A 12157-nucleotide genomic window follows, 5' to 3' on the forward strand; every position below is an offset into this window, starting at 1 on the left:
CATGGCAGCCCAATCGAAGGCGCGGCCCGATCGGGCTTCCGCCGAATCAAAACCGCTGCCCGCCGGGTCGAGCGTACCGCCCAACCAATACCCCCTGTTCAAGGGTGCCACGCGAATCGCGACGATCAAAGGTGGCGTGCCGACCCGGGCATTCGTGGCTCTGGTCTTTCTCACGGTCACTGTCGCCATGTTCACCCTCTGGGGATGGCTCCTCGGCCCGATTCTCTACCCGGTCTTAGCCGTCCTGAGCCGCAATGATGATCGGGCGTTCTGGATATGGGAACTGTGGTTCAAGACAAAGCTCTTGGCCCCAAACAAACGTTTCTGGGGCGCCATATCGCTCACGCCGATTCCCTACAGCAAGCGCCGGCGTTGGTGCCGGGCGCTCGGAGCCAAAAACACATGACTCAAATCTCACCGGCCATGCCAGCCTACGAGCCGGCGGTCAGCCAGTATGTGCCGTTCTCACACCACGTCACAGACTCCGTAATCGCCACACGCAACTGGGAGTACCTGAGCGCCTGGCGGATTGACGGACGAACCTTCCAGGGATACTCCGAAGCCGAGCACAAGGAATGGATCGAAGAGCTCAACAACGTCCTGCGTGGTTGGCCCACAGGTTTTGGGCTTTGGTCGCATCTCGTCCGTCGGCGCGTCTCGGAATACCCCCAGAGCGACTATCCCGACGCCTTCTCTCGCGCCCATGACGCCGCATACAGCAAGGTGTTCGATGGCAAGCCCCCGATGATCAACGAGATGTACCTCACGATCTTGACGCGGGCTCAGGTCGATCCGACGTTGCGCCTGCTGTCCAGGTTCGAGAAGCGTACTGCGCGTCAAGCCCTTGCGTGGCAATCGCAGGCGATCGAACAGCTTGACGACATCAATCGCAAGCTCGCCGGCACGCTGAAGCGGTACGGTCCTGAAAAGCTAACTATCGTCGAGCGGGAAGTTGACGTTGCCGGGGAACTGCGCACCGCACACTTTTCCGAGCCTGCGGAGTTCTTCGGTTTGCTGCTCAATGGGAAGCACTCGCCCGTGCCCGTCACCAGTGCACGCCTCTACAACTATCTTCCCACCAGCCGTCAGTTCTTTTCAACGCACGGCGAGCAGGCGGAAATGCGTGGGCCTGACTGGACGAAGCGCTACGTAATGCTGGAGGTCCGCGAGTACAGCAACAACACCAAACCCGGCCACCTGAACAGTCTGCTGAATCAGCCATACGAGTTCATCCTTTCGCAATCCTTCGGCTCCATGTCGAAGGCCGATGGACTCAAAGCCTTGTCCCGCCAGATCAAATGGCTCGAAGACTCTGGAGACTATTCCGAATCGCAGATCGCGGATCTGAAGAGGGCTCGCGACGATCTGTCCGCCGGCAAGTTCGTCATGGGGGATCACCACGCGACGCTGCAGGTCTTCGGCGACGATAGTGAGCAGGCCCTGCGAGCAGCGGCCGACATCAGCGGCGCCCTTGCAAGCAGCGAGGTCGTGGCACGCCTGGTTGATCGCTCCCTCATCGCGGCCTGGGCCGCTCAGCTGCCGGGGAACTGGAGCTGGCGACCGCGCCCGTGCCCGATCACGTCGCCCAATTTCTTGTGCTTCTCGTCGATGCACAACTACCTCTTCGGGAAGCCGGCGGGCAACCCTTGGGGACCGGCGGTCACCATGCTGAAGACCACCGGCGGCACGCCCTATTACATGAACTTTCATGCCTCGCTCGCGGAAGTCGATGAGACGGGCAAGCGGCGCCTTGGCAACACGTCCATCCTGGGACAGTCTGGGACGGGCAAGACAGTGCTGTTGGGGCACCTGGTCGCACAGGCACGCAAGTTTGGCTATACCGCTGCGATCTTCGACAAGGACCGGGGTCTACAGGTCACGGTCATGGCGATGGGCGGCAAATCCTACCCCATGCAAATGGGAGTGAAGACGGGGTGGAATTACCTGCAGCTCGAGCCAACCAAGAGCAATGTCACGTTCATGTCCAGCATGACGAAGCAGCTCGCCGCCAACGGGGCAGATCCAGCGACCATGGCTGAGCAAAAGCAGATCGAGGTCGCGATCAAGAAGCTGGTGGAGTTTATCGACAGACCGCAACGCCAACTGTCGACGCTACTGCAGTTCCTCCCCGCTGCGCCCTCAGAGGGCATGTCTCTTAGCCTGCGCGACCGGCTCGAGCGCTGGTGCGCGGGTCATGAGAATGGCTGGATGTTCGACAACGAGGCCGACGAACTCGATTTGTCGAAAACCGATCTCTTCGGATTCGATCTGACGGAGTTTCTCGACAAGGGTGAAATACGTGATGCCGCGATCACGTACCTGCTCTATCGAACTGAACAAATGCTCGACGGACGGAGATTTGCCTACTTCTTCGATGAAGTGCAACACCCATTGAAGGTCCCGTACTTTCAGACCTTCATGCAGGACAAGAGCCGCACCATCCGCAAGGAGAACGGCGTGTTCGTCTTCGCAACGCAGGAGCCTGAAGCCATCAGCGGCAATCCAGTGGGACGGTCGATGATTCAACAATCTGCTACGCAAATCTACCTACCCAACCCCAAGGCCTCCGAGGGGGAATACGTGAACGACTTCAAGCTCACGCCATCGGAGTTCAAGCTGATCAAGGAGCTGGGCGAGTTCAGCCGTCAATTCCTTATCAAGCAGGGCGAAGCGACGGTCACAGCAGAACTGGACCTCTCCAAGTGCCCCGATTCCCTGCTCGTCTTCTCAGGGTCGGCCGACATGGCTGAGCTTGCCGAAGAAGCCGTTCTGAAGCTTGGCAACGACCCTGAGCAGTGGTTGCCGCTTTATCTCAAACTCGCCGATGAGGCGACAAGGAGCTAACCATGTCCAAAGTGATTTCATCCCGGCGGAACAGCCTCGCCATCATTCTGGCAAGCGTATTTATTGCGAACAGCACGGCGCCCGCCCATGCCAGCGGGATTCCCGTCGTCGATGCGGCGAGCATCGGCGCGCGGGCCGCAGAACATGCGGCCACGATCGCCAAGTACCTTGAACAAATTGCAACGCTCAAGGCGCAGCTCGACACGGCCCGCGCCCAGCTCCAGGGCTTCTCCGGGACGCGCAATCTCGGGGACATCTGGAACGACCCCGAAATCCGAAAAGCACTTCCCAAGGACGCGCAGGAAATTCTCAAGAGCGCGGAGGAGTCCTATGGCTCCATGTCTCGCTCCGTGAAGCGTATCAAGAGCGAGGAAACGCTGTCCGGCATCTACATCTCGGACAAGCAGAAACTCGAAGATCGCGAGTGGGACTACCTTACGGCGGCCAAGGCAGCGCTCGAGAACATCGACTACGCCACTGCCGCACGAAAGCGCCAGCTCGAAAAGCTCCAGGCAGAAATCAACCAGACCACGGACGCGAAGGGCATTTCTGAACTGAATGCCCGGATGCTGGTTGAACAGGCCAATGTGGCGGCTGATCAGATGCATATCGACAGCCTGCAGCGTCAGCTGGAGCGCGAGGCTGCGCTGATCGAAAAGCAAAAAGCGAAGTTGGCGGAGTCTTCTTTCAGCATCGAAGCGATCCGCGCCCCGCTTCCAGGAGCACGCTGATGGCCACGACCGCGGTTGCCCTAACCAGTCTCGGAGAAATCGCCAACTGGATCGATCAATCGGTGACCACGATGCTTACCGGCGTCCTTACCCCGATGGTAGCCTCGGTCACGGAAAAGATCTTGCCTGTCGTATCAGTGGGCCTGTCAATCGCGCTGATCTGGTACGGCTGGCTCATGATGTCAGGCGCCATTCGAACGCCAGTGCTTACCGCCGCAAGGAGGGTAGTGAATATTGGCGTCATTGTGGGCATCGCAGGCACCGGAGGTCTCTACCAGCAGCAAATCGCCAGCACCATGCTGGATCTTCCCAGCTCAGTCGCCCAGCTTTTCACGGGTACTTTGAAGACACCCTCCCAGTTGATGGATGACGCGGCCAACAAGGGGGCAGAAATTGGCACGAAGATTCAAGAGCGCGCGCCCGATGGTGTTTCCAACATCGGGCGGGCATTTGTTTTCGTGATCGTCGCCCTGATCATTACGGTGATCTCTGCAATTATGAGCGCGATCGGAATGCTCGTTCTCATTACAGTTAAAGTGGGGATGGGCCTGGTCGTAGTACTAGGCCCACTTTGCATCCTCGCGCTTCTGTTCGAGCCAACGAAGGATTTCTTCAAGGCGTGGCTGCACCAAGCAATGTACTACGCGATCTACGCCGGCCTCTTTATGGTTGTGTTCATGTTCATCATGGGAATGTTTGGCATGCTTCAGAAAGGGCTCCTCGATCTCACGAAAGCGGATCAGATCAATATTTTTTCGATGCTGACGGCACTCGTTTTCTTCATGATGTGTTCGAAGTACATGCTTGAGCAGGTCTCCACCGTAGCCGGCCAAATTTCTGGCGGCAAGGGTGGGGGAATCGCCGTTCCCTTTCTAGGCAAGATCGGATAACATGTAACGAACAATTTAAGCATTCATGCACCCGAACGAGGAGCATTAGATGTCACCAATAACCCCACTGGGAAAGCCTCTTTCCCAAAATCCCATGGTGGGCTCGCATGTCCCTCTGTCTTCGCCTACGCAGGTTCCCCCCGCAGAACCCATATCGGCTTTTCAGTGGGTGAGTCTTGCCCGCGCCGCATGGACTTGGATCCTTCGGCCACTTTGGTACCTATGTTTCAAATGGCCCGCCCAACTCCTGATCCCTACTGCGACTGCCGCGCGGAGCGACGAACGACGCCGGGAAGAAGAAGAGTGGTCGGACCACCGGAGGCGCCAAAAACGGCGCGAAGAGTAATTCGGTCGAAAACTTCGCTAACGTCTCTGGTCGGATATCCGCGAGACTCTTAGGGCACAGCAATCGCTGTGCCCTTCTTATTGCGCTGCGCCCTAGCCAGCCCCCTCTGATTTAAATCCCCCCCATCTCTTCGGAGAACCGATGAAGCACGCCATTCAGGCCGCGCGCGCCGCGGCTCGCCTTTCGTCGTCCGTGCGTTTCGTTCGACAAACATCCACAGTCCTTATACCCGTCGGAGGCACTCATGTCTGCCGATGACCCCAAGCTCTCCCTGCAGCAAGAACTGGACCGAACGCAAGGTCTCGAGCGCGATCTGCTCACCATGCTTTTGGATTCCCGCAGTAAAGCATGGCGCCATACCTGGGCTAGTTATTTCATCTCCTTGGTGGCAATTGCCATTGCTGCCCATGTGCTTTTCATGTTCGAACCACCGCCTCCCCTCGTCGTTCGCGTGAATGACGCCACTGGCGAGATTGAGCATGTGACGCGCTTGGGCGATGCGGTGGAAAGCTATGGCGAGCGCACCGACAAGGCGCGCATCTTCGCCTACGTAATGGCCTGCGAAAGTTACGACTGGAACACCATTCAGAACACTTACAACCAGTGCGGCCTGTTCAGTTCTCCGGATGTCCAAAGGGCGTTCCACGCCAAGTTTCAAGACAACCCGAATACAGGCTATGAGGCGTTAGACAAGCGTTACGCCAACCATACCCGCCTGAAGCCCAGCGTGACCAGTATCACCTTGGGCCCCAACAACACGGCGACCGTGCGCTTCACACGGGCCATCGAAGGCCCCGCCCAAACGCCGCCGCCCGAGCATCTCGTAGCCACGGTCGCATATCGCTACGTCAACTCGGACATGAAGGAAAAGGACCGGTGGCTCAATCCACTGGGCTTTCAGGTCGTCACCTACAACCCCGAAATCGAAGTGCTGAGGTAATCGCCATGAAGAAAGAGCAAATCAACGAACTCGCCAGCCGCCTCGAAAACGCTCATCGGCTGACGAACACCGAGCGCGTTGCGCTCCTTCGTGATCTCGAGCGGTATGCCAAGGCTGACCTGTATGGCGCCTCTCGCCTCGCAAAAGATCATATGCACAAGCAAGCGGACCTGCGCCTGCCGACAGTCATGCTCGCAGCTGACCGAATCGGCAAACACTTCGAAGAGCGTACTCGTGAGCCACGCCGGCCGGTTGAGCTCTATGGCGAGCAAGATCGCCAAATTCGCCAGCCCGAGGATGGTCGGGAATATCGTGGTCCGGTCGTCGGAACGACTCCGAACTGCCTGGTGCAGCTCGACAAGGACACGGGCGACCTCATCGTTCATGCCCGCACCACGCTCAACCACTCGTTCGAAGTGACCGGCAAGGAAGAGGCACTGGCGATCAGCTATCCCTTCAAGGCGGTTGGCGGCGTGGGGTTGGTGCGCGACGTGGACCACGAAAAACAGTCGGAAATTGGTCTGCAGCATGCGCACCATCACACCCGCGAAAACACTCACGGAATGGAACACAACCGATGAACAATCGCCTAAAGGCTTTCTTGGCTATGGCGGCGGTCGCGCTCTGCGCGGCCGCACCGCCGGCCTGGTCGCTGGACAAGCCGCAGGCGTCGCCCAAGGATCAGCGAATTCGTTGGACCGACTATGACGCCGCCGATGTGATTCAAGTTGACACCACACTGGGAGTGGCCACGCACATCCAGCTCAACGATGACGAAGAGTATGTGACCCATGCCTTCGGGGATTCAGCGGCTTATGACTTTGCCCCAAAGGGCAAGCACCTGTTGCTCAAGCCGATCGTGGAGCAGGCAGACACGAACCTGCTCTACATCACGACCAAACGGAATTACTCATTCCTCCTGAAATACGCCAAGGAACGCAAGGGGCGCGAGGTATTCCGAGTGGTACTGCGCTACCCTGAGGTCGAGGTGGCCAAGACTGCCGCAGAGCAGGAAAAGGCACAGGTTCAGCGCGACCTGGCCAGCGCCGACCTCGCGATCAATTGGCAAAGCTACACCATGAGCGGTGATACGGCGATCGGACCCGAAGCCGCTTGGGATGACGGCGCCCAAACGTGGCTGCGCTTCGCGCCTGGCCAGGATCTGCCGGCAGCCTACTTTGTCGATCCAGATGGCAATGAGGTGATTGCCAATCGCCACATGGAAGACGACCGAACGCTCGTGTTGCATCGCGTGGCTGCGCGCTGGCATCTGCGCTTAGGGAACAAGGTGGTCGCCATTCACAACGACGCGCCGCAGTCCGTCCGCGCATTGCCTACTCGCACTGTCTCTCCCACAGTCGAGCGCGTCTTGCGAGAGGAGTTGCACCCATGAAATTCCTCAAGCGCCGGCGGTCAGCCGGCAAGACGGTCGATGCTGTTGCAGAGATCGAAGAACGTCAGGCGCAGATCGAGGGTCGGGGGATGCCGGATCTGCACGGGTCGGTGCGACCCGCGGCCCCGGGCGCCAAGGCGTTCTTTGTTCTGGTCCTTCTGATGGCGGCGATGGTTCTCAGTGTGGTGATATGGCGATGGCTAAATGGAACCGAGAAGACTGACACTCAGTCCAGTGCTTCGAAGCAAGCACGGGTCGAGAATGTTCTTCCTGGCCTAAATCTCCGCCAACCATCCCCTCCCCCACCGCCATCCGAGCCACCGCCTCCCGCCGAGCCGATAGTTCCCGACGTCGGGCAATTGGCTCCCAGCACTGGCAAGCTCAGCCAGCTTGTACAGGCCGTTGCCCCGGATCCTGTGATGCAGCGGCGGCTTGCGAGTCGCCTGCAGGGCGAACAAGGGGAGCGGCAGGAGTCCCAAGCGGGCGAAACCGCAAAGCCCTCTGGGCGCGAGGCCGACAGTGGACCGATGTCAGAACGGCTTAAGCCGATGAAGCTCAATGCCGCCCTGGCGGGAACTTTGGGCAATCGCGACATGCTGATTACTCAGGGGGCAATGATCGACTGCGTACAGGACACGAAGCTGGTCAGTGCGCAGGCAGGAATGATCACGTGCCATTCACCGATTGATGTCCGATCTTCAAGCGGCCGCGTGGTGCTTGTGGATGCTGGCACGAAGTTCATCGGCTACCAGCAGGGAGTCTTGGCGCAGGGCCAGCCCCGTATCGGGGTCGTCTGGTCTCGTCTGGAAACGCCCAAGGGTGTGATCATCCACTTGGATTCGCCGGGCACCGGTGCCTTGGGCGAGGCCGGCCTGGACGGAGCAATCGACACCCACTTCGGTGAACGCTTCGGTGGCGCCATCCTCGTCAGCCTGATCAGCGATTTCGGCGCGTGGGCCACCTCTCGCGGTGGCAATGAGAGCAACTCGATACGGTTCGACTCCACTGGTAGCGCAGCCCAGGACGCGGTCAGCACGGTGCTGGATAACTCGATCAATATTCCGCCCACCCTGTATCGCAACCAAGGAGGGCGGATCGGCATCTATGTCGCTCGCGATTTGGACTTCAGCTCGGTCTACGCGCTGCGCCCCGTCGTTCGCCGATAGGTTCGGTGTACGGCTTCCCCACTACTGGCCGCTTGCAATCGAGCGGCAGCTGGCCGGCGGCCGGGTTTCTGGTCGCCGGCTCACCTAATTCCTGACAGGCCCGTCAATGAAAGATTCCGTCTCTGGTGCTCCTGCCTCGACCGTGGCGAACGACACCGCCTTGCGTCAAATGCTGCGCCCCATCGCAGGATACATGGCTGATGAAGCCGTCCGCGAAGTCACGATTCCACGTCCCGGCGTCATCCTTACCCGGCAACGGGGACAGTGGCACCAGCATGAAGATGCTTCACTCACGTTCGAGTATTTGGACGCTCTCGTGTCGGCCATGGCCAGCTTCAACAAGGTCAATTTCTCACCCATCATGTCGCTGCTCCTGCCCGACGGTGAACGTGGCCAGGTGGCCAAGCCCCCGGCCGTAGTGGACGGCACACTCTCGATCAACATCCGAAAACACAGCAGCCTGGTCAAGACTTTGGACGAGCTGCAGTCGGAAGGCGCGTTCGATACCTGGAAGGATGTGTCGGGGCAACCGTCTACAGCGGCTGAGATCACGACGGAAGACCAGGAGCTGCTCCAACTGAAGAATGAGCGCCGTATGCGCGAATTCCTGGAACTTGCGGTTCGGTACCGTCGGAACATCATTGTCGCTGGCAAGACCGGATCAGGAAAGACCACTTTCGCCCGCAGTCTCATTGAATGCTGCGCTCCCAGCGAGCGGCTTCTTACTGTCGAGGACGTTCACGAGCTGTTCCTCCCAAACCACCCGAACCGCGTTCACATGATTTACGGCACGGGTGCAGGTCGCATGTCCGCAACGGAGTGCATTGCGGCCGCCATGCGCAGTTCTCCAGACCGGATATTCCTGTCGGAACTGCGTGGCCCAGAAGCCTGGGACTACCTGAACGCGCTCAATACGGGCCACCCTGGATCGGTAACCACGACCCATGCCAATAGCGCGGCAGATACGTACAGCCGGGTAGCGCTGTTGGTTAAACAATCGATGGCCGGGAATGCCATGGATTTGGACACAATCCTGCGCTACTTGCATTCGACCTTGGACATCGCGCTCTATTTCGCCGACTACAAGCTAGTCGAGGTCTATTTCGCTCCTGGGCGTTCAACAGGAATGTAGACACGCATTTGGAATCCGCGTGCGCCTCCAGTCCCCATTCTCATACGCCACTTTCAACTTTCTAGTACGCAATAGTCTATTTCGGAGACTTACATGCTGAGCCTCATCAAGAACGGCCCGATACTCATCGTCGCTGCTGCGGCAACCGCATGGCCGCTCTCGCATTATCTGACTGGTGATCGTACAGCGTCGCTGCCGGTCGCCTTCCTCCTTGCCACGATCATTCTTGCCGCTATGCTCTACGGCGCTTTGGCTCGGTTCGATGCATCGCTCACCAAGCGCATATCGACTGGCCGCCTTGTGCAATGGCTGGTGAGGGTCAACGGCGTCGAAGTCGGATCCATTTCCGACATGGAGTTTGCGGCCATCCAACGCCAAGCCCTTCGAGACGGCAGTTTCGTGAGTGCGCATGCGACATCGGTCGCAAGAGCAGCATTTCTCCTTGTCGTCGCGATATCCGTCCTGGTACCTACTCTTGGCCTTTGGGCGGTGTTCGCCACGGCATTGACTGTTCCAGGTGCTGTCCAGGAGGTCATTCAGGCGATCTGGGCTATGAACGATCAATACTTCGTCGAGCTGCTACGCATGTCGCTCGACGTTGGTGTATTCGGCGGCGCACTCGTACTGATCTTGGTGACACTGTGCTGGAGCCATCGAGACAGCTCACCATGCAATCACGCTGTAGGCACCCTCCTGCGACGACGCTTCAAGGTTGCTGCAAAAGGTGCTGTGAAAGTCCATCGTGATTGGTCGCTGCTGCCACCAAGTCGCATCCCTACCGCACCCTGAACGTCCCCGGAGCTTTCCATGACCCAAGCGATCCGCCAACGCGGCGCGCAGGAAGCGCGCACCCTCAAGGCCTACAAGATCATGCAGCAAGTCTATGACCTTGGCAAAGCTGAGGGGAAGACGGCCGCCCAAATCCATCAAGCAATTCGCGATGCTTACCCATGGGGCGAGCGTCGTGCGTGGCCGTACAAGGCCTGGCTGCAGGCCAGGCGAGAGTTCTACGAGAAGCATGGGCTTCCACTGGCCGCTCGTCGGTCAATCGCAGAATCCCTACAGGAGGGCGGCGCGTGAACGGCCGGGCTCCGACATTTTCTTTACCCGGTAAAAACCCGCAGCAGCACAAGGGGCGGCCATGAGCGTCGAAGCATCCAAATGGGCCAGAATGGCCGATGTCCAAAAGTCGTCTTCAAAACTCGTTCTGATCAATCTGGCCCAGCTCGTGCGGTACGACGCGGACGAATGGACTGCATTCGCTTCCATTGAGTACCTGGTCTGCGTCACGCATTTGAATCGCAAGACCGTCATCGAGGCGTTGGCCAGGTTGCGCGAGCTGGGAGCGATCCAAGACACCGGCCGTCGCGCCGGCGACAATCGAAGCAGCATCATCTACAAGCTATGTCCTAATGCGGTCCCTCTGGTGAAGCTCTCCGGCACGCGAGCGGCGGGTGCTCTGGTTGACGAAGCTGCGCAGGGCAACCTTGACGGTATCCCGGGCGGAAGGGATGCACCGGAATCGCCACACGGCGCTGCCGACTCTGACGAGCGGCCGGACAATGCCGGCTTTGCTCCTACCTCGGTATCAAACGGGCCGGGCGAGTCGGCTGGTTGGGCTCCAGATGCGCCTGCGCTAGCCACGGCAACGCCTCCGACCGCAGCTGAGCAAGACATTGCGGTTGCCGCGCTGCAGGATCAAAGTACTGTGCGCCATTCAGGAACGCGCCGGCGCCCGAATGCTGGTCCAGCCGCCACTCGCCTCCCTACCACGTGGGAGCTGCCCGCCAAATGGCGGGACTGGGCTCAGGGCCAGAAGCCACAGTGGTCGGACGAGAAGATTGATGCGATGGCAGCGACCTTCAGCGCGTACAAGCGCTCCCAGCCAGGCGATGGTGGCACGTCGTCGGACTGGTTTGAGTCATGGCGCCTCTGGGTGTTCCGAGAATGGGAGCCAAAGGGATCGGCCAACAAGCCTTGGCAGAGCACCTGGTCCGGCATCGTGGCCAAGGGCAAGAAGCTGGGTCTGGAGCAGGCCCCGAATGAGCCAGAACCCGAATTCAAAGCACGGGTATTCCGGGCCGCAGGACTTGTGTCGTCCCCTTAGAAGTTATCCACAGCTGTGCCCAATATCGGGACTGGTCCCGAATTCGGGCCTAGCCCGAAAAGTCCTTAGGCCCGTCCCATTTTTTCCATTTGCTAGTACCGAAAACGGCATTTTGCTAGTACCGAAAACGGTACCCAATAGGTATATATAGGTTTCATAGGTTTTAGAGAGAGTCGCGCGCGAGGCGCCGGCCGCAACGCGCCGACCGATCCGCCTACCCTCCGGTCGCTCCGCTCCCTTCGCCCCGCCGCCTTCGGCGCCGGCCTGAAACCCATAGCTTCAGTCCCCCTCCCCGCTGGCGCCGTGCGCCACCGGGCGGGGGAAAGGTATCCCCCAAGGCGATGACGGGCCGCTGGCCCGCCACGCCCCGCCTGCCGCGACCTCGAGCAGGAATCGCCTTCATCTGCTCGCCACGAGTCTCATTGCCTCTCTGGCCAGGCCTTCGTCAACCGACCGTGAGGTATGAGTCCCCTCCCCGGCGGGTACCCCTTCCGCCGGGCGGGGAGTGGTAGCCCCCAAAGCGCGGGGGCTGCGAGCCCCCCTGGCCGGCCGCCCACCGGCGGCCGCGCTTCCGACCCCCCGGGGAACCGCAACGGTTCCCCCACGCC

General features: G+C 59.6%; 12 protein-coding genes. All 12 read left to right on the forward strand.

Going from position 1 to position 12157, the window contains the following annotated elements:
- The first annotated feature begins 1 nt into the window (after position 1).
- The 12 genes from AC6LKD_RS11095 (at position 2) to AC6LKD_RS11150 (ending at position 11549) form a co-directional block, all read left to right on the forward strand.
- Entirely contained in the window at positions 2 to 406 is a 405-nt protein-coding gene (locus tag AC6LKD_RS11095; RefSeq protein WP_279995150.1) for a VirB3 family type IV secretion system protein, read from the forward strand.
- Entirely contained in the window at positions 403 to 2844 is a 2442-nt protein-coding gene (locus tag AC6LKD_RS11100; protein ID WP_279995151.1) for a VirB4 family type IV secretion/conjugal transfer ATPase, read from the forward strand. Before AC6LKD_RS11095 ends, AC6LKD_RS11100 begins: the two co-directional genes overlap by 4 nt.
- Positions 2845 to 2846: 2 nt before the next feature.
- Positions 2847 to 3575, forward strand: coding sequence for a TrbJ/VirB5 family protein (locus tag AC6LKD_RS11105; RefSeq protein ID WP_279995152.1), 729 nt, complete (start codon positions 2847 to 2849; stop codon positions 3573 to 3575).
- Entirely contained in the window at positions 3575 to 4465 is an 891-nt protein-coding gene (locus AC6LKD_RS11110; RefSeq protein ID WP_279995153.1) for a TrbL/VirB6 family protein, read from the forward strand. Before AC6LKD_RS11105 ends, AC6LKD_RS11110 begins: the two co-directional genes overlap by 1 nt.
- 590 nt (positions 4466 to 5055) lie before the next feature.
- Positions 5056 to 5751, forward strand: coding sequence for a VirB8 family type IV secretion system protein (locus tag AC6LKD_RS11115; RefSeq protein WP_279995154.1), 696 nt, complete (start codon positions 5056 to 5058; stop codon positions 5749 to 5751).
- Between the two features lie 5 nt (positions 5752 to 5756).
- The gene (locus AC6LKD_RS11120) at positions 5757 to 6332 is read left to right on the forward strand and encodes a hypothetical protein (protein WP_279995155.1); all 576 of its coding nucleotides are present in this window, start codon (positions 5757 to 5759) and stop codon (positions 6330 to 6332) included.
- Positions 6329 to 7144: a TrbG/VirB9 family P-type conjugative transfer protein gene (locus tag AC6LKD_RS11125; protein ID WP_279995156.1), complete on the forward strand. Its 816-nt coding sequence runs from the start codon at positions 6329 to 6331 to the stop codon at positions 7142 to 7144. The genes AC6LKD_RS11120 and AC6LKD_RS11125 overlap by 4 nt, the downstream gene beginning before the upstream one ends.
- Entirely contained in the window at positions 7141 to 8310 is a 1170-nt protein-coding gene (gene virB10, locus AC6LKD_RS11130) for a type IV secretion system protein VirB10 (protein WP_279995157.1), read from the forward strand. Before AC6LKD_RS11125 ends, virB10 begins: the two co-directional genes overlap by 4 nt.
- 106 nt (positions 8311 to 8416) lie before the next feature.
- The gene (virB11, locus tag AC6LKD_RS11135) at positions 8417 to 9442 is read left to right on the forward strand and encodes a P-type DNA transfer ATPase VirB11 (protein ID WP_279995158.1); all 1026 of its coding nucleotides are present in this window, start codon (positions 8417 to 8419) and stop codon (positions 9440 to 9442) included.
- Between the two features lie 93 nt (positions 9443 to 9535).
- Entirely contained in the window at positions 9536 to 10231 is a 696-nt protein-coding gene (locus AC6LKD_RS11140) for a hypothetical protein (RefSeq protein WP_279995159.1), read from the forward strand.
- An 18-nt stretch (positions 10232 to 10249) separates the two neighbouring features.
- Entirely contained in the window at positions 10250 to 10522 is a 273-nt protein-coding gene (locus AC6LKD_RS11145) for a hypothetical protein (protein WP_279995160.1), read from the forward strand.
- A gap of 61 nt (positions 10523 to 10583) precedes the next feature.
- A complete protein-coding gene (locus tag AC6LKD_RS11150; protein WP_279995161.1) occupies positions 10584 to 11549 on the forward strand; it encodes a hypothetical protein in 966 nt (321 codons plus the stop codon).
- Positions 11550 to 12157 lie beyond the last annotated feature (608 nt).

The organism is Achromobacter sp. D7-1 (assembly GCF_059760445.1).

What these genes read in the sequence shown, in the direction of transcription:
- virB10 (WP_279995157.1), top strand. Translation starts at nt 7,141, where the DNA reads ATGAAATTCCTCAAGCGCCGGCGGTCAGCCGGCAAGACGGTCGATGCT.
- AC6LKD_RS11115 (WP_279995154.1), top strand. Translation starts at nt 5,056, where the DNA reads ATGTCTGCCGATGACCCCAAGCTCTCCCTGCAGCAAGAACTGGACCGA.
- AC6LKD_RS11110 (WP_279995153.1), top strand. Translation starts at nt 3,575, where the DNA reads ATGGCCACGACCGCGGTTGCCCTAACCAGTCTCGGAGAAATCGCCAAC.
- AC6LKD_RS11140 (WP_279995159.1), top strand. Translation starts at nt 9,536, where the DNA reads ATGCTGAGCCTCATCAAGAACGGCCCGATACTCATCGTCGCTGCTGCG.
- AC6LKD_RS11120 (WP_279995155.1), top strand. Translation starts at nt 5,757, where the DNA reads ATGAAGAAAGAGCAAATCAACGAACTCGCCAGCCGCCTCGAAAACGCT.
- AC6LKD_RS11125 (WP_279995156.1), top strand. Translation starts at nt 6,329, where the DNA reads ATGAACAATCGCCTAAAGGCTTTCTTGGCTATGGCGGCGGTCGCGCTC.
- AC6LKD_RS11145 (WP_279995160.1), top strand. Translation starts at nt 10,250, where the DNA reads ATGACCCAAGCGATCCGCCAACGCGGCGCGCAGGAAGCGCGCACCCTC.
- AC6LKD_RS11150 (WP_279995161.1), top strand. Translation starts at nt 10,584, where the DNA reads ATGAGCGTCGAAGCATCCAAATGGGCCAGAATGGCCGATGTCCAAAAG.
- AC6LKD_RS11100 (WP_279995151.1), top strand. Translation starts at nt 403, where the DNA reads ATGACTCAAATCTCACCGGCCATGCCAGCCTACGAGCCGGCGGTCAGC.
- virB11 (WP_279995158.1), top strand. Translation starts at nt 8,417, where the DNA reads ATGAAAGATTCCGTCTCTGGTGCTCCTGCCTCGACCGTGGCGAACGAC.
- AC6LKD_RS11095 (WP_279995150.1), top strand. Translation starts at nt 2, where the DNA reads ATGGCAGCCCAATCGAAGGCGCGGCCCGATCGGGCTTCCGCCGAATCA.
- AC6LKD_RS11105 (WP_279995152.1), top strand. Translation starts at nt 2,847, where the DNA reads ATGTCCAAAGTGATTTCATCCCGGCGGAACAGCCTCGCCATCATTCTG.